The following is a 21982-nucleotide window of genomic DNA, read 5'->3' as shown; positions in this document are numbered from 1 at the left end:
CAGTACGAGGAACCCCATCCGTGAGTATCCGCAAAAAGATAGCTGACAGCGAAGCCGTTCTGAACTGGGTGGCGCGGAGGATCGCCAGCTATATCCGGATGGTCAATCGCAACACCAAATGGCAACGCATCGGGTATGAAGAGCTGGACCAGCTTATCGACGATGGCGAGCCGGTCATCGTGGTTTTGTGGCATCAACGGTTGGCGCAGTCGCCCTATTTCTTTCCACTGGACAAGGGGCAGATCTGCTCGATTACCTCGTCCGCACGGGCGGGCAGCATGGTAGGTCGGGTGCAGCAGCAGTTCGGCATGGATACTATCGCCATGGCCAGCAAAAAGCGCCATGTCGCTCTGTCGCGCGAAGTCTTGGGCAAGATAAAACAGGGTATTTCGATCGGTATCGCCGCGGATGGACCTCGCGGCCCCGAGAGGGTGTCCAAGACCGTGCCTCTGATCTGGGCCCGCACCTCGGGCAAGCGGGTCTTCGGGATCACCTTTTCTGCGCAGCATGGGCGTGAGGCCGGTACATGGGATCGGCTTCTGATGCCACGCCCTTGGCGGAACGAGGGCGTTTTCCTGTGTCGAGAATGGACTGAAACCGTGCCGCGCAAAGCCTCAGAAGAACAGATCGAAGAGCTGCGTCTCAGCCTCGAACAGCATATGAACGACATCACCGCAGAAGCTGACCGCATGGTGGGGCGCGAGCCGTGGTCGCCTGAGGCTTAACCACCTCTCAGGCGTTGCATCAGATAGACTTCGCTGCCTTTGGGTATCGGTTCGGTTAACCCACTGGCAATAACCCTTCCATCGATGGCCACAGAGACTCCGGCGTCAATCGGCCCCTGTAGCTGCGGATGGACCCGAACCAGTTCACGCAGCAACTCACCGGTGGTTTTGGCCTCAACCTCCACCACTTGCTGGCCCCCGGTCAAAGACCGGAGGCCGGACCAGAGGTGAACCTCAACCATTGTCCTTGAGCGCCGCCAGAATGCGGGGCGGTGACATCGGCAATTGCTTCATACGAACACCGGCCGCGTGCGACACCGCGTTGGCAATGGCGGCCAAGGGCGGCACGATTCCCGTCTCACCCACGCCACGTACACCGAACGGGTGGCCGGGGTTGGGCACTTCGACAATCACTGTGTCGATCATCGGCAAGTCACTGGCGACCGGGATGCGATAGTCGAGGAAGATCGAGTTCTGCAGGCGTCCGTCATCGCTATAGATATACTCCTCGTTCAGCGCCCAGCCGATGCCTTGCGCAGCACCGCCCTGATACTGGCCTTCCACATAGGTTGGGTGGATTGCCTTACCGGCGTCTTGAATGACTGTATAGCGGGTAATCGAGGTTTTGCCAGTTTCAGGGTCGACCTCGGCGTCAACGATATGGGTGCCGAAGGAAACGCCTGCACCTTCTGGCGTCGCCTCAAAGTGGCCCGAGATCGGGCCGCCGGTCGCCCCCATATGCGCAGTGATGTCGGCCAGCGGGCGCGGATCGAAATCGCCCGCATTGGGGCCTGACGGCACAGCGCAGCCGTTTTCCCATTTCACCGCGTCCGCCGGAATCCCCCAGCTGGCTGCCGCACGGGCACACAGCTGCTCGACCGCGTGGCGTGCTGCCTTGATGGTTGCCAATCCCGACGCATAAGTCACGCGCGAGCCGTGGCTAACGTCGTTATACCCCAGCGTCGCAGTATCGGCGACGGTCACGCGGATGTTCTCGTATGGAATACCGAGAACCTCAGCCGCCATCAGCGCCATGGACGCGCGCGAGCCGCCAATATCCGGTGTACCGACCATCAGCTGCGCCGAGCCATCCTCGGACAGGGCCAGTGACACCGATGTCTCGCCGCCGTGGTTGAACCAGAAGCCGCAGGAAATCCCGCGCCCCTGCCCCGGTTTCAGCGGGGCCGAGTAATGCGGGTGCGCCTTGGCAGCCTCCAGCGTTTCGACGAGACCAATGCGTTCGTAAGTCGGGCCATAGCTGGCCTTGGTGCCTTCATGCGCCGCGTTTTTCAGGCGAACTTCGATCGGATCGAGGCCCAGTTTCTTGCACAACTCGTCAATCACCGACTCGACCGCAAAGGCGCCCATTGGCGCGCCCGGCGCGCGGTAGGCGGCCTGTTTCGGACGGTTAGCCATGACGTCATAGCCGATCTGCTTGACGTTGGTCAGGTTGTAGGGCGCAAAAGCGCACATGGCGGTCATATCACCCGGTGCACCGGGGAACGCACCTCCCTGAAGGCGGAACACGCCTTGCGCAGCCGAGATGGTGCCGTCTTTCTTCATGCCGATTTTCACATCCATCGAAGCAGATGCGGTCGGACCGGTGGCGCGGAAGACCTCGGACCGGCTCATCACAATCTTGACAGGACGATTGGCCTTACGGCTGAGCGCCAGCGCGACGGGTTCGATAAACACGGTGGTTTTGCCGCCAAAACCGCCGCCGATCTCAGACGCAGTAACGCGCAGTTGCGAGGTTTCGATGCCCAGCAGCGCGGCGCAGGTTTTCTGCGCGATCCAGTGGCCCTGCGTGGTACACCAAAGCTCGCCCTTGCCGTCATTGCCCAGCATGCCCAGACAGGCGTGCGGTTCGATATAGCCTTGGTGAGTCGCCTCCGTGACGAAGCTGTCTTCGATGACCAGATCAGCTTCGGCAAAGCCGACTTCAACATCTCCGTGACCGCTTTCGTGATACCGCACAACGTTCGGGTGCATCCCTTTGGGCACGGAGTAGTCAGCTGCGCCCTCGCGAATGACGGGCGCGTCAGAGGCCATCGCTTTGTCCACGTCGGTGACGTGCGGCAAGACCTCGTATTCAACCTCGATCAGTTTCAACGCATCACGCGCGGCCAGCGTCGACGTTGCCGCAACAGCCGCTACTGCATGACCATCATAGAGGGCCTTTTCGCCCGCCATGACGTTCTCCAACACGTTCCAGAACTCGCCTTCCAGACCCGGCTTGAACGGCACGTCGGCGAAATCTGCCCGAGTGACGACCGCCTTGACGTCCTTATGCGCTTCGGCCATCGACGTGTCGATTTTCACGATCCGCGCATGGGCGTGGGGCGAGCGCAGGATGGCCCCGTGCAGCATTCCGGGCGCATAAGCATCGGCCCCGAATTTGGCGCGGCCAGTGACCTTGTCTAACCCGTCAGGGCGGTTCGGGCGGGTACCGACAAAGGTGAAGTCGGATTTGCGATCGTCGAGTGCCATTACGAAGCCTCCCGCAGCTCTTCTGCCGTTTCCATCACGGCACGAATGATCTTGTCATAACCGGTGCAACGGCAGAGGTTGCCTGCCAGCCAATACCGGGTTTCCTCTTCGGTGGGGTTTGGGTTCTTTTCCAGCAGGGACTTTGCCGCCACCAAAATACCCGGAGTGCAGATGCCACACTGCAGCGCGGCGTGTTCAATGAACTTTTTCTGCAACGGATGCAGCACGTCGCCATCCGCGATGCCTTCGACGGTTTCGATTGTCTTACCTTCGGCCTCAACGCCCAACATCAGACAGGAGCAGACTAGGCGACCATCAACAGTAACCGAACAGGCACCGCAATCGCCGGTACCGCAGCCTTCTTTCGCACCGGTCAGGTTCAACTTGTCGCGCAGACAATCCAGCAGGGTTTCGCGCGGGTCGCACAGGTATTCGACCGAGTCCCCGTTCACTGTAGTGGATACGTGCAGCTTGCTCATACGTCTTCTCCCTTGGCACGGGCATAGGCGATTTTAGCGGCGCGCTTGGCCAGCACGCCAGCGACCTCGGTGCGGAACACGATGGTGCCGCGTTTGTCATCGATCGGATTGCAGGCGGCGGACGCCGCAGCAGCCAGCGCATCAAGCGCGGCCTCATCCAGAGCGCTGCCGATAATGGCCTTGGCGCAGTCTTCGACCAGCAGAACCGTCGGGGCGACAGCACCCAGCGATACGCGCGCCTCGGAGACGGTATCACCATCCAGACGCAGGCTGACGCCAACGCCAACCACGGCGATATCCATCTCGGTCCGGGGGATAAAGCGCAGATACGCATCGCCTCCGTTATCTCCGCGTGCTGGGATGTGAACAGCCGAAATCAGCTCTCCCTTAGCCAGAGACGTCTTGCCCGGGCCGGTGGGGATATCCTCGACAGCCACCTCGCGATCACCTTCCGGGCCGGTCACTGTAACGGTCACACCCGCAGCAACCATTGCCGGAACCGAATCCGCAGCCGGAGAGCCGTTGCACAGGTTGCCGGTCAGTGTCGCGCGCCCCTGCACCTGAGTTGATCCAATCAGGTCCATCGCCTCAACGACACCGGGCCAGTCGCGGCCCAGCTCTGGGTGCTCGCTCATTTCCGCTCCGGTGGCGGCGACGCCCAGCGTCCAACTGCCATCGGCGTTTTGATCAATATCGCGCACACCGGCGATCTTCTTGATGTCGATCAGCGTATCGGGCGTCACCAATTCCGAGCGCAGCTGCACCAGAACATCCGTGCCGCCTGCCAAAAACCGTGTGATGCCCGTCGCGTTCGCTGCCAGCGCCGAGGCTTCGGCAAAGCTGGCGGGGCTGTGATAATCCATGAAATACCTCGCACCTGTTGATCAGGATTCACTGGGGTTCGCAGGGGACGTTAGTGCAGCAACATGGCCGCGTCCATGGCTGGAACGACCAATTTTTGCGTTATCTGATGTCGTTTCCAGACCTTATATCACAGGTCGATCTCAATCACGCCTTCGGGCTGCGCCGCGCGGCTTTGGCAGAGGATCATCGCGCCCTCGCGCTGCTTGTTCGACAGGACAAAATCGCGATGCTCAATGTCGCCGGAAATCACACTGCATTTGCAGACGCCGCAGATGCCGTCTGCGCATTTCACGTCCACGTGAATGCCCGCCTCATTCAGCACTTGCGCGGCGTCTTTACCCTCAGGCACCGTCACTTCGCGTCCCGATCTTGCCAGTCTCAGAGTAAACGGGTGATTTTCATAGTCGGGCTGTTCGGGAACCGAGAAGTACTCCAAATGCCGTGCGTCCTCGGGAAAGCCCTGCCGCTCAGCCGCCTGCATGACCCCATCCATGAAGCGGTCCGGTCCGCAGGTATAGACATGCCAGCCGTCCTGATAGCCCGACAGGATCGCCTCTAATTCGGCCCGCGAGCCCTCATCCGAGAAGTGATAGTGCACGTGGTCCGCCCAAGGCGCAGCAGCCAGATCGTCCAGATATCCGGCACCCATGCGGGTGCTGGCGGAATAGTGCAGTTCGAATGGCTTACCCAAGGCGTGCAGACGATGGGCGAAGGCGATCATCGGAGTGATGCCGATCCCCCCTCCCATCAGGAAGGTCTTGGTCGCGGTCTCATCCAATTCGAAATGGTTGATGGGCTTCGAGACAAAGACCTTTCGCCCTTCAGTGAAGATGCGGTGCAACAGGGCGGAGCCCCCGCGCCCCTCATCCTCGCGCAGCACGCCGATCTGATAGGTCGACCGGTCCGAGGGATCGCCGGACATCGAGTACTGCCGCAGGAATTCCGGCGCAACCAACACGTCCAGATGCGCCCCTGCGGTCCAACCCGGCAAGGGCGTGCTGTCGAGGGCCGAGAATTCGTACTTGGTCACGTCCGACGTCATCTTGTCGACCTTGGTCAATTCTACCCGTATCACCGGCGCATTACCCGCGATAGTGTAACGGTGGATCACCGACATATCACCGGCAGCTTTGCGGGCCTTGTACTCCTCGGCCGTCACCATCGCCTGATAAGCCGCAATCCCGGCTTCACGGTCCATGGCAAAGGGATAGGGCCACGGATGCGGTGCCAGATAGGCCGGGTAAACCGCCAAGGTCTGGTCTTCGTATTTCAGGTCCAGATCGGTCTGAAGGCCACGCCGGTTCAGCGGATGTTCTGAGTGGCGATAGGCTCCGTCGGACTGCAATTCAATATCCCACCACCATTTCTTGGTCTCATTTAACCCACCATTCCCGACGGCGTCATCCAAGCGCGCCAAAGCTGGCGCCGCGGACGGAATGTTCATTGCCGCCCAGCGGAATGGAGTTTCCGAAAAGATGCCTTCAAGGTTCCAAGGACAGGTCTTCATGCACCGCCCGCACATCGCACCACCCGGAGTGGTCACTCGATACGTCGCGCATTTCTGGCTGTCGGATTTCCAGATCTCATAGCCGTTAAACATCAACTTCGGGCCAGCGGTTATCGCGCCCGAGGGGCACTCGCGGGCACATTTGTTGCAGCTTTCGCAAAAGCTCTGCAGGCCGAAATCAATCGGCTTGTCATGTTCCATCGGCATATCGGTCGTGACCGCACCGGATTTCAACCGCGGGCCGAGATAGGGGTTCAGGATAACCTCACCGATCCGGCTGACCTCCCCCAACCCGGACAAGAGCAACAAGGGCGGCTGCAACACCTCTCCGTCCATCACTGTATGGGCTTTGGCCTTGTACCCGAGGTTTCTGATCTGCTGCGCGATCACACCACCCAATAGCGAGAACCGCAGATAGGCGCGCATGGACTGGGCGACACTGATCCAATCGTCGCCGCTAGCACCCTCCATCGTTTCATATCCCTGGTCGATGATCATGCTGATGGCCTGATCGTGGGGCGGTGTGATCTCTTCCCCAGTCGCATCATGCGAGTACCACGCCCAGTCTGGGCATCGGCTGAGACCCACCGCATCTACCCCCAGAAAATAGCTCGCCGCCTTGATATTTGCTGCGTTGCGGGTGGCATTGGTGGGAGGCGCAACGTCCGCACTCTCCCCATCCTGCAACAGGACAAACGCGCCCAGCGCGCGGCGTTGGGCGCAACTGGGGGCCGCTTTTCGCACGTAGTGGCCACCCTTAGCCCCATCCTGTAGTGACTTACCCATATCCCCGAATTGAGCCCGCGCGAACATATCGGCGCGTTTCGGGACGCGGGCTACGTTTTCCTCATCAATATAGGTGGTTGGTGCCTCAACCCGCTTGAGTTTCTCGAACGGGTGCGCCCCGTCCACATAGCGACGTTTAGCGTAGGCGTCCCGGTTCAACGCGTTCTTCGCAAACCCCGTTCCCAACCACCACGCCGGACCTTGTGTACGAAACCACGGTTGCTGTGCCATGGGACGCAGGGGTTGGTCATGCGCGATCTCCATCTCCGTCGTAACGGCCGCCAGACCGAACCGCTTGCCCAGCCACGGAGCCACGACGTCACCACCCTCTGCCGAGGCCAGCCCCGCTGCAACTGCCAATCGCCCCAAATCCACTTCGGACGACATCGACGAATGCGCCCGTGCGTCAAACCCCAGTAAGCGGATATAGTTGGCTATCACCACCGCATTCTCGGTTGCCAGCAGACAGGCGCGGTGGTCCTGAGCGTTCTTGATCCAGTCCGCGCCAGGTTCGTCATGGCTCGGGTCGCGGTTATATTCATAAAGAAAGACGATGGCATGGCGATGCGTGTTCATCGGCCTGGGCGCGGTCTCCATGCTTTCTTTCAGATCGGCCATGATCAGGTCGATGCCAGAGGCGAGAGTCTTGGTTTGCCGCGTTTTCAGCGCATGAGCCAGACGGTCGATATCGGGGTTTCGTCGGGTATTGGCCAGCAACGCTTCGGGCGGCAGCGGACCGCAGCCCATCATGGACGCATCATTGAAATAGCCAAATGCCTTGAGGTGGTTGGCACGCTCTAAAGGGTCTTCAGGGATTTCCGACTCCACGGGATTCACGAACCCATCGCGGATGGTGTCCAACATCGCTTGAAACTCACCCATTGCGTTGACGATACTTTCCGGTTGTTCCGGTCGATGGAAGCTTAGCTGCGACATGGGCGTCACCAACGACAGGTCTGGCATCCGGGGCTGCCGCGCCAAACGCTCCAATGGGTAACGCCCCATATGGACAGGTCTGTTCTTGTCCGAGAAAAAGCGAAGTCCCATCGTGCGCCTCCTGTATCTGAGTGTCACCTAATGCGCCGTGGACAGCAAATCCATTCATGACTAGTCATAGATGATATGAGCAAAACTGATTTCACCGACTTGGATGGCAAAATCCTCCGCACATTCCTGACAATCCTCGAGGAAAGTTCGGTCTCGAAAGCTGCCGACCGGCTGGGCGTGACGCAATCTGCGATCAGCCATACGCTGGCCAAGCTGCGGCAGGTGCTTGGCGACCCGCTGTTCGTGCGCTCGGGGCAAGGCTTGACACCAACCGAACGCGCCCTGTCTTTGAAAGAGCCCGTACAGCGCGTTTTGGACGGGATGCGGGCGCTGACTGATGACCGCCCGTTTGATCCGCAGGCAGAAGAGATCAGCATCCAGATTGCCACCAACGACATGCCACGCGAGCTGATTTTTCCGCCGCTACTACGTGCGCTTCGGTCCGAGGGTGTGCGATTGCGGCTGGGCTTCATCCCGTCTGGCGTCCCCGACCCGGATCTGTTGCGCAGTGACAGGTGCCAGTTGATGCTAACCCCGCTCCCTCCCGACGGGCCGGATATTTTCCAGAAACGCGTACTGACCAGTCCGCTTATGATCTTTTACGACTCAGACCATCGCGACCCGCCGGACAGTTGGCAAAGTTATTGCCAAACCGAACATGTAGAGGTTCGCTTCGCCGACGGGCGCAGTTCGCGCATGGTGATGCGTGGCGTGGACCAAAGCCAGATCAGGCCGCCCATCGTAGCCTTGCCTAATTTCAACGCGATCTCGTCTTTCGTGAAGAGGAGCGACTTGATCTCGACCGACACGGCGCTGATGAAAAAAGGGCCACTGGCAGCGCTGGATTGCGCGCCGCTTCCATTCGAGTGTGAGCCTGTTTCAATCTACATGGTTTGGCATCAGCGTTTGGCCAATGATCCCGCCCATCGCTGGCTGCGCGCACGGATTGAGGCCGTAGCTGCAACACTACAGGACTGACGGCCATCACTATCAGATATCAAAACCGCGCCTTGATGAAGTGCGTCAGGGCTGCACCCGTCTCGAAATAAGCGCGCCGCAGTCCGGTCCAGTTTTCGTGGTAGTCGGAAACCGCCGGGACTGGCAACAGGGAGGGATCTTCGTTCAGCAGGCTTTCGGCGACCATCCGGCCGAAAACAGTGCCTGGCCCAATGCCCCGACCAGAATACCCGTGCACCGAATAGGCATTGAGGCCGATCTGGGTAATCTTGGGAAGGTGGTCCGAGGTCATTGCAATTCGCCCGTGCCACCCCTCGATCAACGGCTGATCGGCAAGCTGCGGAAAAAGTTCGGACAGCTTGCGACGAATCCAGGCCGTGTGGATCAAACGGCCCGCCTGCCCCAGATCACCCATTGCGCCGATAACCAGTCGGCCCTCAGCATCCATGCGGAACGAGGTCATGATCAGACCTGTATCCCAGCACCCCTCTCCACCCGGCAGAATACTCGCACGCAGGTTCTCCGACAGTGGCGCGGTGGAGAACTGGAAGTAGTAGACAGGCACGTAGTCGGGGGTCGAGGCGTGAAGACCCTGATGGTAGGCATTTGTCGCTTGAATCACAGATTTTGCGCGCACCCTGCCCTGAGGGGTATTCAGCATCCAAATACCATCCTCGTGCTGCATGGTTTCAACAGGGCATTGAGAGACAATGCGCGCTCCGGCCTCAGCAGCGGCGCGAGCCAGACCCCGGACATAGCCCAGCGGCTGGATTGTCCCCGCGCGCGGGTCGAACAGAGCCCCGTGAAACCGCGCGCTACCGGTGCGGTATGTGGTTTGTACGGCAGACAACAGCTCTACCGGCGCCCCCGAGGCCATCAGCTGCGTGTGGCGCGCCTGCATTGCGCGCAGTCCTGACCCGGAATGCGCGCAATGCAGTGTCCCGTTTCTTACTGGTTCACAATCGATACCATGCCGCTCAATTAGGTCAAAAACGTCCGCAGGCGCCCCTGCCAAAAGAGAGATCAGCCGGTCCCCGGCTTCCTCACCCAGATGGGCGCGGATCTCGTCAGGCGGCAACCAAAGTCCAGCATTAGCTAATCCGACATTTCGGCCCGAGCCGCCGTGCCCGATCTCATGCGCCTCAAGCAGACATACCGATGCCCCGGCCCGCGCCGCCGTCAGGGCCGCGGAGCAACCAGTATAACCACCGCCAATTACTGCCAGATCTACCGAAGTCTCGTCAGTCAAAGGACATGTCTCGGCATGCTCCCGGCAGGTTTTTAGCCAAAGGGACTGATCGTGGTCGCTCACAGAGGGCTCCTTGAATTTTCGCGGATCATCAGCGCGGGGTCAGCCGGTTACAAGCGCCCTTTGATCATCCCGGCCCATTGCGATCAAGAAAGGCTCCACTTCCTGCTGCGCCTGAAACGCTGCCTTGTCCGACAATCCCTTCCAATTGACCAGAACAAGTGACTGCGCCACTGCCCCGCCCAAAGTAGCGCCCGGCCCAGTCACGATGAACAGGTCAGGGGCGAATTCATGTGCCGCCGTCTGGATGGCGCGGGTGAAGTCATAGGTCTCGGTCACCTGATGGCCCAGTGTATAGCCCCACAGCGCCCGCGTGTCCGTCGCACCCGGCCACCAGATTTTACCGCGCCCGTCGATCAGCGGAAACTCGGGTTGACCAAACAAGTCCAGGCTCAGCCTCGCCCGCCCTTCTGCAGCGACCGGGGCCTGCAAGGAGGTGTGAAACGCGGCGTGGTTTGCCAGCCGCATCGGGAATCGTTCCTGAACCACGGGCTGAGACACTTCGAATGCCGCCAATCCCGCCTCATTCCCGGCCAGAACCAACATCCCGCCCAGATCGATTGACAGCGCCAGATCACAACCATTCGTCGCGTTGATCTGCGCTATATCTGCCAGCAATTCGACCTTCCGAGTGGCGTCATTCTGCCAATTGTCACCAACAAACGGGTAAACCAACTGCCCGCCAATCAGTTGTTCCTGCATAAGCGTGCCCATCGTATTCACAACGCGGAACCCGCCCTGCGGTGATAGCGCGCCACCTGCAGCCAAGGCGGTGTACCAGCCCATAGAATTACCAGTGACCGCAACCACCTCAATATCGTCTGCCAAAGCCTGTGCGTCGCTCAGCGATGCCGCATAGATCAGGGGCGACGCTACATCGCCGCGCGAGTATTTGCTTACCGCGTACCGGCTGGCACCGTCCAATGCTGTCACGGCCTCCTGTCCCGTCTCCGTGCGGATAGCGTCAAAACTGTGGAACAAATCCATCCGCTGAGCGTGGTGACGGTGCAAATATCCCAGTTCGGGTTTGTTGTAGGTGCCTCGACCGGGGCAGATCAGAACAGCTGTGCGGGTCATGTGCGGTCTCCGGTCAGCTTCAGCGCAGCGGCAACGATTCCGTCCTTGGAGGGCAGCGGAGCGGCGTAGGCCGGACCAGTCGCGATAAAGCAGTCCTCGGCCACAACACGCGCGGTCGGGATCGTCGGACTTTCTTCAGCGAAGAACGTCATCAACGCCTCGGACTGGCTGCCGGTGCGGCGGCATTCATCAACGACCAGAACATGTGCACATGGCTTGGTGGCCTCACGCAGAGCATCGACGGGCAGAGGCGCTAGCCATCGCATGTCGATGATCCGGGTTTTCACACCGGCCGCTTCCAACTCGGGCAACGACTGTTTCGAAAGGTAGTGCCCATTCCCGTAGGTCACGATCGCCAAATCAGTACCGTCTCCATGCACGCCAACCTCACCCAGCGCGATACGCTGATCGGGTGAGGGATAGGTAGTCATCCACCCACCATCCTGCGCTTCATGCAAGTCTCGCATCGGGTAGAGGGCGATGGGTTCTAGAAACACCACCACCCGCTGCTCTTCCCGCGCCAGCCGCACGCATTCTCGTAGCATCTGCGCCGCGTCGGCTCCGGTTGACGGGCAAGCGATGATCACACCCGGAATGTCGCGCAGCACGGCCAGAGAGTTGTCGTTGTGGAAATGCCCGCCAAACCCTTTCTGATAACCCAGACCGGCAATCCGCAGCACCATTGGGTTGGTGAACTGCCCGTTCGAGAAAAACGGCAGGGTCGCCGCCTCACCCCTTATCAGATCCTCGGCATTGTGCAGATAAGCGAGGAATTGAATTTCGGGGATTGGGATGAACCCATTGTGGCCCATACCAATCGCGAGCCCAAGAATGGACTGCTCGTCCAGAAGCGTGTCGATCACCCGGTCCGGTCCGAAACGCTGTTGCAGTTTCTGGGTCACGCCATAAACGCCCCCCTTACGGCCCACGTCCTCACCCATGCAAACGATCTCAGTATGTTTCAGCATCAGATCGGTCAGCGCCCAATTGATTAGACGGCTCATGGGTTGCGGCTCGCTCATAGCGCGCATGTCACCGCCAAAAACATCCGCACGCGCCTCGGCACTGGGGCCGTTGGTGGGATTGCACACACGCTTTGGCGGGATCAGGCTGGCCATCACTTCGGACGCATTGGCCAGATGCGGGCGGGTGGCGGCCTCGGCTGCGATGCGATCGGTACGGGCACAAGTGTCGGTGTAGATTTTCAACGCCTGACCCGGGGCCAGTGCTCCTGCCTGATCCAACAGCCGTACCGTGTGCAATAGAGGGTCATTGGCTTCATCAGCCTCGACTTCGGATTTCGACAGGTAGGTAGTCGGCACATCCGCACCCGCGTGACCATAGAGGCGCACCGTCTTTAAGTGCAGGAAGGCAGGTTTGCGGCGTGTCCGTACGAAATCGGCAGCCTCCCGAGCCACCGCGTATGTCTCATAGATATCCAGACCATTGGCCTGAAAATACTTGATGCCGGGGCGATGCTCCATCGAAGCTTGTATCCAGCCCTTCGGCGTTTTTACCGAAATACCAATCCCGTTATCCTCACAGACGAACAAAAGCGGCAGCGGTGTCGATTGAACACTGGTCCACCCAGCCGTGTTGATCGCCCCTTGCGCCGTCGAATGGTTGGCCGAGGCATCCCCGAAGGAACACATTGCTATCCCATCCTCGGGCAATTCACGGTGCTCGGGGTCATGCCGCCGGGCTGCACCCAGACTGTATGCCGCGCCAACCGCCTTAGGCAGGTGGCTGGCAATGGTCGAGGTTTGCGGCGGGATCATCAGCGCCTTGGAACCAAGCACTTTGTGCCGCCCGCCTGAAGTTGGGTCCTCTTTCGAACACGCAAAGCTCAGCAGCATGTCCCAGGCGATCTGTTGGCCGGGCACTTGTTCAGCCCGGGCGATCTGAAACGCGGCATCCCGGTAGTGGAGAAAGGCAATGTCAGTCGGGCGCAGCGCATGGGCAACGGCAGCCATCCCCTCATGCCCGGACGAGCCGATGGTATAAAACCCCTGCCCCGCTTTCTGCATTGCCCGGCTGGTACGGTCCAGCGCCCGGCTCAGGACTTGCGATCGATAAAGCGACACCGCATCGGTGTTGGTCAGCCCCGACAGAGGCTCCGCACCTTCGGGAAAATCGCCTTTCGCCACCCGGGCCAGGAAGTTTTCGTGAACGATCTGAGCGCGATCCATGGCCTGTTTCCTGATCTTCTTATCGTAACTTGGGGCAATTTCATCTTGGATACCAAGCAGATTCTCAATCGGTCATCCAAAAGAAATGCCTGTTTTTGTATCGGTCTGGCACATCACAAATGCCAGTGATATTCCATCGGAAAGGTATGAGGATTTGTCATATGATTGCCCCACGTCGGTTCTTGCCCTCGATCCCCTCTTTGCTGGCGCTTGAGGCCGTCGATCGTCTTGGCAGCGCCTCAGCCGCCGCCGAAGAACTGTCATTGACGCAAAGCGCGATCAGCCGTCAGCTCAAGTCGATGGAAGAACAACTGGGCGTCGACCTGATCCAACGCAGCCAGATGCGTTTGCACCTTACACCAGCAGCGCAGGAGTATGTTCAGGTCGCGAGACAGGCGCTGACCCAGCTAGCGCAGGCGTCGCTGAAGCTAAAGGCCAACCCGACCGGCGGATCTCTATATCTGTCGATCCTGCCTGCGTTCGGAATGCATTGGTTGGCTCCACGCCTGCAGGATTTTGCGCGCCGCCACCCCGAAGTCACTGTGAATCTTAATACACGTCTGCGCCCCTTCGATTTTGAAACAGAACACTTTGATGCCGCCATCCATTTCGGGCAGCAAGACTGGGCTGGGGTGAATTACATGCCAATCATGCGCGAAGACGTGCTGCCGGTCTGCTCACCAGATTTACTGCCCGAAAATGCCGAAGACATTGGATGGCTGACAGAGGCCCCATTGCTTCATCTCGAAACGCGCCCCGATGCCTGGGAGAAGTGGTTCTCCGCGCAAGGCCGTGAGGTTTCTGGAATACATGGAATGCTGTTCGATCAGTTTTCGACCATGGGGCAGGCCACGATTCATGGGCTTGGCGTGGCATTGCTGCCAAGTTACCTGATCGAAGCCGACCTTGCAGCAGGCCGCCTTGTTCTCGCATGGCACGGCCCGGGCGTGAGCCTCGGGGATTTCTATCTTGTCTGGCCGCAATCCCGTGCGGAATCCGAACCGCTCAGATCATTCCGTGTTTGGCTACAAGGACAAATTGACCACGCCCCGAGCCCTAAACAATGAGCTGCCGAGATTCTGCGCGGCCTTCGGCCTTGCGTCCTGCGGACGGCAGGGGGAGTTTCCCTGAGTTGTTTAAGTGTCGATCGACCGGGCGATGAGTTCCTTCATGATCTCATTGGTTCCGCCATAGATCATCTGAACCCGCGCATCCGCGTAAAGACGCGCAATCGGGTATTCCATCATGAACCCATAACCGCCGAACAGCTGAAGGCATTCATGCATGATCTCATTCTGAACTTCCGAGCCCCAATATTTCACCATCGACGCTGTTGCCGCATCCAAGGTGCCCGCCTCCAGCCGTGCGATGCAGTCATTGACAAAGCTTCGCAGAACCTCAGCCTTGGTCTTGCATTCAGCCAACTTGAACCGCGTGTTCTGGAAATCCATCACACGCTGGCCGAACGCCTTGCGCTCCTGTGTGTACTTCACTGTTTCGGCAATGGCGAAGTCGATCGCGCCCAGCGCCCCAATGCCGATGGTCAAACGCTCCCATGGCAGTTGGTTCATCATCTGATAGAAACCTTGCCCCTCTTCCGCGCCCAGAAGGTTGGTCATCGGCACTTTGACGTCTTCAAAGAACAGTTCAGCCGTGTCGTTGGCCTTCATTCCCAACTTCTTGAGATTTCGACCCTTGCGGAACCCTTCGGCTCCCTCCGTTTCGACAGCGACCAAAGATACGCCTTTGGAGCCCTGCGACTTGTCGGTTTTGCAGGCCACAAGGATCAAGTCCGCCGACTGTCCATTGGTAATGAATATCTTGGACCCGTTAAGACGGTATGAGTTTCCGTCCTTGTCAGCGGTCGTGCGAATGGATTGCACATCCGATCCGGTTCCAGGCTCAGTCATCGCCAACGCGCCGATCATTTCGCCCGAAGCCAATTTTGGCAACCATTTCTGCTTTTGGTCCTCGCTGCCGTAAGCGGTGATGTAGTGGGTCACGATAGACTGGATCGCGTAGCCCCAGCCGCAATCCCCGTGTGAAGATTGCGCGTACAGCGTGACTGCATCAAAACCAATTCCACCGCCGACACCGCCAAATGCCTCGGGGATCGCCCCGGCCATCAGTCCCATTTCCCCGGCCTTGTGCCAGAAGTCACGATCGACGACGCCGTTCTCGTTCCAGCGGTCGATATTGGGCACCAGTTCATCTTCAATGAATCGGTCCGCCATTTCAGCGAACATCTGATGTTCCTCGGTCACCCAAGCTGCGGTCGTGGTAAATAACGGCATGCGGCACCCTCCCCAAGTCTCTTCCCGATCAAAGTAGCTGGGGTGTCCGCACAATCCAATGCGCCCAAGGCGCTGTAACGCAACGTCCTTTCAATGCTCATGCCAGCGCGGAGTCCAACAGAACTTGCGCGGCCGCCTTGGCATCTCGCGCCGGGTCACAGGATTTCAGGAAAACCGCAGTCACAATTGCACCTTCCTGCAACAACAGAATCTGACAGGCCAGATGTTCCGGCTCACGCACTCCGGCCTGACGCGCCAAATCGGTGAAGTGATCCAGCATGATCCGTTTGTGTTCGGCCGATTGCTTGTGGATCGGGTGATCCCGCTCCTGAAACTCTGCTCCGGCTTTTATGAACATGCAGCCACGATACTCTTCTTCCTGAAACCATTCGCCGAGCACGTCGAAACTGGCCAACAGCTGACCCGCCGGGGAATCCGACATCTCGCCGATACGGCGCAGGAAATCTTCGCGGAAGCTTTCGTCCCGCAACTGCAGGGCCGCCAGAATCAAATCCTCTTTGGTGCGGAAATGTTTGTACATCGAGGTCTTGGACACACCCGTTTCCACCACCAGTTTGTCCATTCCGGTGGCGTGAAACCCGTCGCGGTAAAAGACCTGCAAGGCCTTGCGAACCAGCTCGTCGCGTTTGTTGGGGCGCATAAATCGGCTCCTAAGTGTACAGATCAGTACATAATGAACATCGCACTGAACTACAACCTTCAAGCGAGCTCGGCATTGAACTCAAAATAAGACTTGCAAAAGTTTACCGATCAGTACACATTGACCATAAGATGTACCGATCTGTCAACCTTGGAGCAATCTGATGCGACGCCGTGCCAGCCTTATCTCTCCCCAGTATGTCCCAATCCTTTTGACCCTGGCTTTGATTGCGGCAGCGTTGACATGAAGGACCACGCGATCAGCCGCCCTCCGCTGCCGCCGTTCTCGCAGGAAACCGCGGTCCAAAAGGTCCGCATGGCCGAAAACGCCTGGAACAGCCGCGACGCGGATGTAGTGACCCCGGCCTATACCGAGGACAGCGAATGGAGGAATCGTGCGGAGTTCCTCAGCGGTCACGCCGATATCCACGCCTTTCTCACCCGGAAGTGGAACAAAGAGCTGGAGTATCGGCTAATCAAGGAACTGTGGGCTTATTCCGGCAACCGTATCGCCGTGCGCTATGCTTATGAATGGCGCGACGACAGCGGCCAATGGTTTCGCTCCTATGGCAATGAGAATTGGGAATTTGCCGAGGATGGCCGGATGGCCAAACGGCACGCCTCACTGAACGATCTGCCGATTCCCGAAGAAGACCGCTTGTTCCACTGGACACAAGGCCCACGCCCTGATGACCATCCCGGCCTGTCTGATCTGGGGCTCTGAAAGGACAAGATATGCCGCGCGCCTTTTCCGAACTGACCTTCACCCCTGCCGTCCGCGCGCATCAGGAGAGGATGGGTTCGGCCAAGACCTACGCGAAATTCGTCGAGGATGGCCCACAACAAGGCCACCAGATCGGCCCGACGGAAAAGGCATTTATCGAGGCACGCGACGGGTTCTATCAGTCCACCGTATCCGAGACCGGCTGGCCCTATGTGCAATATCGCGGCGGGCCGGTCGGGTTTCTGAAGGTGCTTGGTCCGCAGACCATTGGGTACGCCGATTTCTCGGGCAACAAACAGTATATCTCGCGCGGAAATTTGGACGGGAATGACCGTATCGCCCTGATCCTGATGGATTATGCCAATCAGCGGCGTCTCAAGATTCTGGGGCGGGTCGAATTCACCGAAGGTGAGACCGCCGCATCCAGCCTTTACCCCGAAGGGGCGGAAGCCCCCGCCGAGCGCGCAGCCGTGATCCGGGTGGACGCGCTGGACTGGAACTGCCCGCGCCACATCACGCCGCGCTTTACCGAAGCCGAGTTGCGCCCGCACCTGAACGCGCTTGGAAAGCAATTGGCGCAGCTTCAAGCCGAAAACGAAAAGCTGAAGCAAGAATTGACCAAATACACCTGACCCCCGCTGCGCCGGACTAACGGGCACAGCAGAAATGAGGAGCCCCGCCCATGCTGCGATCTGCTTTGAATGTTGTCAGCTTATGTCTGATTGGGGCTGTTTTGTTGATCGCGGCCATGATGGTAGCTTTCTTTGCCTCGCCGCAGTCTGTGCGCACCTCCCCGCCCGTGTCATACGATTCACTGCTGCTGGAACGCATTTCGAACAACTGACAGGCTTAGCCGGATTGCGCAGAATTCTGACATGACCCCTTGACCTTCCCGTGACTGGAACCCTCATTTGGAGGGTGTAAGAAGACACAGGATGAGTCGGATGGCCACGCCACAGGCAATACAGTTGAAAATTAATGGCATGGGGTGCGCCTCCTGCGTCGGGCGCGTGGAGACCGCACTGCACGATGTGCCGGGTGTGTCTGACGCCTCGGTCAACTTCGCAACCGAGACTGCACATGTCACTTATGACGGTGAGATCGGCGCACTGGTCGATGCCTTGACCCACGTGGGCTATCCGGCAGAGGTCCGGAAAACGACCCTTAGTATCGGCGGGATGAACTGTGCCTCGTGCGTGTCAAAAATCGAGCGGGCGTTGACCTCCGCCCCATCGGTGGTTGAAGCCCAAGTTAATCTGGCCACCGAAAGCGCCCAAGTCACTTATGTCGACGGCGTCACCGATCCGCAGGCGCTGGCTCAGCTCTGTACAGATATCGGCTATCCGGCACGCGTGGCGAACATGGCCACCGATGCTCCAGACGACCGAACCAAAGAGGCCCACATCCTCACACGCGCGACGGTGATTGCGGCCGTTCTGGCGCTGCCTGTGTTCGTGCTCGAGATGGGCGGTCATATGATCCCTGCTTTCCACCACTGGGTACAGGCCACCATCGGGACGCAAACCAGCCATCTGATCCAGTTCGCACTGACCTCGGTGCTATTGCTGGGGCCGGGGCGGGTATTCTATGCCAAAGGCATCCCTTCTTTGCTGCACGGATCTCCGGATATGAACGCGCTTGTGGCTTTGGGCACGGGGGCGGCATACCTGTTCTCGGTCACGGCCACCTTTGCGCCGCAGATCCTGCCGCCCGGCAGCGCCAATGTGTATTTCGAGGCCGCCTCGGTCATCGTGGTCCTTATCTTGCTGGGCCGGGGGATGGAGGCACGTGCCAAAGGCCGAACCGGGGCCGCAATCCGCAAATTGGTGGGGCTCCAACCCAAAACCGCGCGGGTTGAGGTGGATGGGCGTACAATCGACCGCCCGATTGCCGATATAACAGTTGGCGACATTCTACAGATCCGCCCTGGTGAACGGGTCCCTGTGGATGGCGACGTGCTGGAAGGCACCTCGTACGTCGACGAAAGCATGATCACGGGCGAGCCTGTACCCGTTGGCAAGTCACCCTTAGACCAAGTTGTCGGCGGCACGGTGAACGGCACCGGAGCACTGCGCATGCGCGCCACAAGGGTTGGGTCCGATACGGTATTGGCGCAAGTCATCCGGATGGTTGAGCAAGCACAGGGGGCCAAGCTGCCGATTCAAGGGCTGGTTGACCGTATCACCGCGAGGTTCGTGCCGGTTGTAATCGCCGTCGCGCTGCTGACAATCGCTGTTTGGCTGATCTTTGGTCCTTCGCCCGCGCTGCCGATGGCCTTGGTCACGGGCGTCTCGGTCCTGATCATCGCCTGCCCCTGCGCTATGGGGCTCGCGACACCGACTTCGATTATGGTGGGTACCGGCCGGGCGGCAGAGCTGGGCGTGCTTTTCCGCAAGGGCGATGCACTACAGCAATTGCAGGAGGCCAGGGTTATCGCCTTGGACAAGACCGGAACGCTGACGTTGGGACGGCCCGAGTTGGAGAATGTCTCTACGGTAGATGGTTTTGAACGCGACACGGTGCTACGGCTGGCTGCGGCGGTCGAAGCGCGCTCGGAACACCCGATTGCCAATGCGATCACACGCGCGGGACCAGCGGAATTGCCTAATCCATCCCAGTTTGAGTCCCTCACTGGGTTGGGCGTTCGGGCTAAGGTGGAAGGGCGCGATGTTCTGATCGGCTCACCCCGCCTGATGGCACAGAACGGCATCGAATTGACCGCTCTGACGACCGAAGCCGACCAGCGCGCTAAAGAAGGCGCGACACCCTTGTTCGTTGCGATAGATGGTCAGGCAGCAGCGATGCTCGCGGTCTCGGATCCGGTGAAACCCGGCACGCAACAGGCGTTGGAGCGTCTGCACGCGATGGGCCTAAAACTGGCTATGGTGACTGGCGACAATGCGCGTACCGCCCAGGCACTGGCCGACAGGTTGGGCATCGACCATGTCACAGCCGAGGTTCTGCCGGACGGTAAACTGGCCGCAATCACCGCTTTGCGCGATCAGTTCGGTACTCTTGCCTTTGTCGGGGATGGCATCAACGACGCTCCGGCGCTGGCGGCGGCGGATATAGGCGTCGCCATCGGCACCGGGACCGATGTAGCGATTGAAACGGCGGATGTGGTGCTGATGTCCGGCGATCTGCGTGGTGTAGCCAATGCGGTCGAAATCAGCCGCAGAACCATGCGCAATATCCGCCAGAACCTTGGTTGGGCCTTTGGTTACAACATCCTGCTGATCCCTGTTGCCGCAGGTGTGCTGTACCCGTTCAGTGGCCATCTTTTATCCCCTGCGCTCGCTGCCGGGGCCATGGCCTTATCCAGCGTGTTTGTTGTCTCGAACGCGCTGCGTCTTCGGCGGGTGCGGGCGAGCCTGCCGGACGAGACCCAAAATCAGGTAAATCAAACGGTGACGACATGAATATTGGAGACGTGGCAACCCGGACCGGTCTGCCTGCCAAGACGATCCGGTATTACGAAGATATCAGTCTGATCAAACCGATGCGCGACGCCAACGGCTATCGCCGTTTCCGCGATCAGGATGTGCACAAGCTGAATTTTCTGGGCCGTGCGCGTGCATTGGGGTTCACGATCGAAGATTGCCGCACCCTGATGGCGCTGTACGAAGACGAAACCCGCGCCAGTGCCGATGTCAAAAAGGTTGCTCGTGCCCATCTGGCGCAGATCGAGGCCAAGATCGCCGATCTCAATGCAATGCGTGACACGCTGGGTCATCTGATCGACGCTTGCGCCGGGGATGACCGGCCGGATTGTCCGATCCTGCAGGATTTGGGTGGCAAAACCTGACGCGGGGTTGCTCTTTGCGCGTGGCTTTGCTTTGTCTCTGACTGAAAATTCAGCCTTCCAAAACGAGATGGGCGCAGGCAGCAGAGAGGATCACCAATATGACAAAAGTCGCGTTTCTGGGTCTGGGCGTCATGGGCTACCCTATGGCAGGCCACCTGCAGGCCGCAGGGCATCAGGTTACCGTCTATAATCGTACGACATCCAAGGCAGAAGCATGGGTTGCCGAACATGGCGGCGCTATGGGCAAGACCCCAGAAGAAGCCGCCAAAGGGGCCGAGATCGTTCTTGCTTGTGTGGGCAATGACGACGACCTGCGCAACGTATGCACAGGTGAAGGCGGGGCGTTTCACGGCATGTCTGAGGGCGCGATCTTTGTCGATCACACCACGGTCTCGGCCAAAGTGACCTATGAACTTTACGACGTCGCCAAGGCTCAGGGGGTCGCCTTTGTCGACGCCCCGATTTCGGGTGGCCAGGCTGGGGCGGAAAACGGTGTTCTGTCGATCATGTGCGGCGGTGATCAAGCCGCCTATGACACAGCCGAGCCAGTGATGCAGGTGTATTCGAAAATCTGCCGCCGGATCGGTGAAAGCGGTGCAGGGCAGCTCACCAAGATGAGCAACCAGATCGCCATAGCTGGTGTGGTTCAGGGTCTGAGCGAAGCGCTGCATTTCGCCGAGAAAGCCGGGCTGGATGGTCGCGCGGTGGTTGAAGTGATCAGTCAAGGCGCTGCCGGCAGTTGGCAGATGGTGAACCGGCACGAGACGATGCTGGACGATCATTTCGACTATGGCTTTGCGGTGGACTGGATGCGCAAGGACCTTGGAATCTGCCTGGATGAGGCAAATGACAACGGGGCGTCGCTGCCTCTGACGGCGTTGGTCGATCAGTTTTACAAGGATGTGCAGAAGCTGGGCGGTGGCCGGTGGGACACATCCTCGTTGTTCAAACGGTTGCGCGCGTTGGACTGACAATAAAGGGGCTGTCTGCCCCCTCTTGGCCCGTAGGGCCAATTCACCCCCGAGGATATTTTAAGCCAGATGAAGGGGGTCCCGATGACAGAAGGACA

The 21982-nt window shown here is 59.3% G+C and carries 19 protein-coding genes; 9 read left to right on the top strand and 10 right to left on the bottom strand.

Features of this window, described 5'->3' with window-relative positions; translation table 11 throughout:
* Window positions 1-20 precede the first annotated feature (20 nt).
* Window positions 21-725, top strand: coding sequence for a lysophospholipid acyltransferase family protein (locus ABLN94_RS20520; protein ID WP_352995969.1), 705 nt, complete (start codon window positions 21-23; stop codon window positions 723-725).
* Here ABLN94_RS20520 and ABLN94_RS20515 read toward each other — a convergent pair.
* From ABLN94_RS20515 to ABLN94_RS20495, 5 genes are all read right to left on the bottom strand, one after another.
* Window positions 722-967: a MoaD/ThiS family protein gene (locus ABLN94_RS20515; RefSeq protein WP_352995967.1), complete on the bottom strand. Its 246-nt coding sequence runs from the start codon at window positions 965-967 to the stop codon at window positions 722-724. The genes ABLN94_RS20520 and ABLN94_RS20515 overlap by 4 nt on opposite strands.
* Window positions 960-3215, bottom strand: coding sequence for a xanthine dehydrogenase family protein molybdopterin-binding subunit (locus tag ABLN94_RS20510; protein WP_352995965.1), 2256 nt, complete (start codon window positions 3213-3215; stop codon window positions 960-962). The genes ABLN94_RS20515 and ABLN94_RS20510 overlap by 8 nt, the downstream gene beginning before the upstream one ends.
* Window positions 3215-3694: a (2Fe-2S)-binding protein gene (locus ABLN94_RS20505; protein WP_170491697.1), complete on the bottom strand. Its 480-nt coding sequence runs from the start codon at window positions 3692-3694 to the stop codon at window positions 3215-3217. Before ABLN94_RS20505 ends, ABLN94_RS20510 begins: the two co-directional genes overlap by 1 nt.
* On the bottom strand, window positions 3691-4557 hold the full coding sequence (locus ABLN94_RS20500) for an FAD binding domain-containing protein (protein WP_352995964.1): 867 nt from the start codon (window positions 4555-4557) through the stop codon (window positions 3691-3693). The genes ABLN94_RS20505 and ABLN94_RS20500 overlap by 4 nt, the downstream gene beginning before the upstream one ends.
* Before the next feature lie 128 nt (window positions 4558-4685).
* Window positions 4686-7898: a reductive dehalogenase gene (locus ABLN94_RS20495; protein WP_352995963.1), complete on the bottom strand. Its 3213-nt coding sequence runs from the start codon at window positions 7896-7898 to the stop codon at window positions 4686-4688.
* Between the two features lie 75 nt (window positions 7899-7973).
* Here ABLN94_RS20495 and ABLN94_RS20490 point away from each other — a divergent pair, with 75 nt between their 5' ends.
* Window positions 7974-8876: a LysR family transcriptional regulator gene (locus ABLN94_RS20490; protein WP_352995961.1), complete on the top strand. Its 903-nt coding sequence runs from the start codon at window positions 7974-7976 to the stop codon at window positions 8874-8876.
* A gap of 19 nt (window positions 8877-8895) precedes the next feature.
* Here ABLN94_RS20490 and ABLN94_RS20485 read toward each other — a convergent pair whose 3' ends face one another.
* The 3 genes from ABLN94_RS20485 to ABLN94_RS20475 are packed head-to-tail and all read right to left on the bottom strand — an operon-like array spanning window position 8896 to window position 13430.
* Complete coding sequence (locus ABLN94_RS20485; RefSeq protein WP_352995959.1) at window positions 8896-10167, bottom strand: NAD(P)/FAD-dependent oxidoreductase; 1272 nt, start codon at window positions 10165-10167, stop codon at window positions 8896-8898.
* Window positions 10168-10206: 39 nt separating this feature from the next.
* On the bottom strand, window positions 10207-11241 hold the full coding sequence (locus tag ABLN94_RS20480) for an ACP S-malonyltransferase (RefSeq protein WP_352995957.1): 1035 nt from the start codon (window positions 11239-11241) through the stop codon (window positions 10207-10209).
* Complete coding sequence (locus tag ABLN94_RS20475; RefSeq protein WP_352995955.1) at window positions 11238-13430, bottom strand: dehydrogenase E1 component subunit alpha/beta; 2193 nt, start codon at window positions 13428-13430, stop codon at window positions 11238-11240. The genes ABLN94_RS20480 and ABLN94_RS20475 overlap by 4 nt, the downstream gene beginning before the upstream one ends.
* A gap of 161 nt (window positions 13431-13591) precedes the next feature.
* Here ABLN94_RS20475 and ABLN94_RS20470 point away from each other — a divergent pair, with 161 nt between their 5' ends.
* Window positions 13592-14497 (top strand): LysR substrate-binding domain-containing protein, encoded by a 906-nt coding sequence (locus tag ABLN94_RS20470; RefSeq protein ID WP_352995954.1) that lies wholly within the window; start codon window positions 13592-13594, stop codon window positions 14495-14497.
* A gap of 69 nt (window positions 14498-14566) precedes the next feature.
* Here the strand turns inward: ABLN94_RS20470 and ABLN94_RS20465 are convergent, their stop codons facing one another.
* Window positions 14567-15724, bottom strand: coding sequence for an acyl-CoA dehydrogenase family protein (locus ABLN94_RS20465; protein ID WP_352995952.1), 1158 nt, complete (start codon window positions 15722-15724; stop codon window positions 14567-14569).
* A 97-nt stretch (window positions 15725-15821) separates the two neighbouring features.
* Window positions 15822-16385 carry a TetR/AcrR family transcriptional regulator gene (locus tag ABLN94_RS20460; RefSeq protein ID WP_352995950.1) on the bottom strand — a complete coding sequence of 188 codons (564 nt, stop codon included), beginning with the start codon at window positions 16383-16385 and terminating at the stop codon, window positions 15822-15824.
* Window positions 16386-16628: 243 nt separating this feature from the next.
* Between ABLN94_RS20460 and ABLN94_RS20455 the strand changes: the two genes are divergently transcribed.
* From ABLN94_RS20455 to ABLN94_RS20430, 6 genes are all read left to right on the top strand, one after another.
* A complete protein-coding gene (locus ABLN94_RS20455) occupies window positions 16629-17108 on the top strand; it encodes a nuclear transport factor 2 family protein (protein ID WP_352995948.1) in 480 nt (159 codons plus the stop codon).
* 11 nt (window positions 17109-17119) lie between these two features.
* Entirely contained in the window at window positions 17120-17740 is a 621-nt protein-coding gene (locus ABLN94_RS20450) for a pyridoxamine 5'-phosphate oxidase family protein (RefSeq protein ID WP_352995946.1), read from the top strand.
* 50 nt (window positions 17741-17790) lie between these two features.
* Window positions 17791-17952 (top strand): hypothetical protein, encoded by a 162-nt coding sequence (locus tag ABLN94_RS20445; protein ID WP_352995945.1) that lies wholly within the window; start codon window positions 17791-17793, stop codon window positions 17950-17952.
* A 100-nt stretch (window positions 17953-18052) separates the two neighbouring features.
* Window positions 18053-20527, top strand: coding sequence for a heavy metal translocating P-type ATPase (locus tag ABLN94_RS20440; RefSeq protein ID WP_352995943.1), 2475 nt, complete (start codon window positions 18053-18055; stop codon window positions 20525-20527).
* Window positions 20524-20913 carry a Cu(I)-responsive transcriptional regulator gene (cueR, locus tag ABLN94_RS20435; protein WP_170491733.1) on the top strand — a complete coding sequence of 130 codons (390 nt, stop codon included), beginning with the start codon at window positions 20524-20526 and terminating at the stop codon, window positions 20911-20913. The genes ABLN94_RS20440 and cueR overlap by 4 nt, the downstream gene beginning before the upstream one ends.
* 47 nt (window positions 20914-20960) lie before the next feature.
* Window positions 20961-21884 (top strand): NAD(P)-dependent oxidoreductase, encoded by a 924-nt coding sequence (locus ABLN94_RS20430; protein WP_417750538.1) that lies wholly within the window; start codon window positions 20961-20963, stop codon window positions 21882-21884.
* The last annotated feature ends 98 nt before the right edge of the window (window positions 21885-21982 follow it).

This window comes from Ruegeria sp. SCP11 (genome assembly GCF_040329455.1).
In the GTDB taxonomy this organism is placed as follows: domain Bacteria; phylum Pseudomonadota; class Alphaproteobacteria; order Rhodobacterales; family Rhodobacteraceae; genus Ruegeria; species Ruegeria atlantica_E.
The sequence above is the reverse complement of the archived record's forward strand: the minus strand, read 5'-3'. Positions and strand labels throughout refer to the sequence as shown.

What these genes read in the sequence shown, in the direction of transcription:
- ABLN94_RS20515 (WP_352995967.1), bottom strand. Translation starts at nt 967, where the DNA reads ATGGTTGAGGTTCACCTCTGGTCCGGCCTCCGGTCTTTGACCGGGGGC.
- ABLN94_RS20510 (WP_352995965.1), bottom strand. Translation starts at nt 3,215, where the DNA reads ATGGCACTCGACGATCGCAAATCCGACTTCACCTTTGTCGGTACCCGC.
- ABLN94_RS20505 (WP_170491697.1), bottom strand. Translation starts at nt 3,694, where the DNA reads ATGAGCAAGCTGCACGTATCCACTACAGTGAACGGGGACTCGGTCGAA.
- ABLN94_RS20500 (WP_352995964.1), bottom strand. Translation starts at nt 4,557, where the DNA reads ATGGATTATCACAGCCCCGCCAGCTTTGCCGAAGCCTCGGCGCTGGCA.
- ABLN94_RS20495 (WP_352995963.1), bottom strand. Translation starts at nt 7,898, where the DNA reads ATGGGACTTCGCTTTTTCTCGGACAAGAACAGACCTGTCCATATGGGG.
- ABLN94_RS20490 (WP_352995961.1), top strand. Translation starts at nt 7,974, where the DNA reads ATGAGCAAAACTGATTTCACCGACTTGGATGGCAAAATCCTCCGCACA.
- ABLN94_RS20480 (WP_352995957.1), bottom strand. Translation starts at nt 11,241, where the DNA reads ATGACCCGCACAGCTGTTCTGATCTGCCCCGGTCGAGGCACCTACAAC.
- ABLN94_RS20475 (WP_352995955.1), bottom strand. Translation starts at nt 13,430, where the DNA reads ATGGATCGCGCTCAGATCGTTCACGAAAACTTCCTGGCCCGGGTGGCG.
- ABLN94_RS20470 (WP_352995954.1), top strand. Translation starts at nt 13,592, where the DNA reads ATGATTGCCCCACGTCGGTTCTTGCCCTCGATCCCCTCTTTGCTGGCG.
- ABLN94_RS20465 (WP_352995952.1), bottom strand. Translation starts at nt 15,724, where the DNA reads ATGCCGTTATTTACCACGACCGCAGCTTGGGTGACCGAGGAACATCAG.
- ABLN94_RS20460 (WP_352995950.1), bottom strand. Translation starts at nt 16,385, where the DNA reads ATGCGCCCCAACAAACGCGACGAGCTGGTTCGCAAGGCCTTGCAGGTC.
- ABLN94_RS20455 (WP_352995948.1), top strand. Translation starts at nt 16,629, where the DNA reads ATGAAGGACCACGCGATCAGCCGCCCTCCGCTGCCGCCGTTCTCGCAG.
- ABLN94_RS20450 (WP_352995946.1), top strand. Translation starts at nt 17,120, where the DNA reads ATGCCGCGCGCCTTTTCCGAACTGACCTTCACCCCTGCCGTCCGCGCG.
- ABLN94_RS20445 (WP_352995945.1), top strand. Translation starts at nt 17,791, where the DNA reads ATGCTGCGATCTGCTTTGAATGTTGTCAGCTTATGTCTGATTGGGGCT.
- ABLN94_RS20440 (WP_352995943.1), top strand. Translation starts at nt 18,053, where the DNA reads ATGGCCACGCCACAGGCAATACAGTTGAAAATTAATGGCATGGGGTGC.
- cueR (WP_170491733.1), top strand. Translation starts at nt 20,524, where the DNA reads ATGAATATTGGAGACGTGGCAACCCGGACCGGTCTGCCTGCCAAGACG.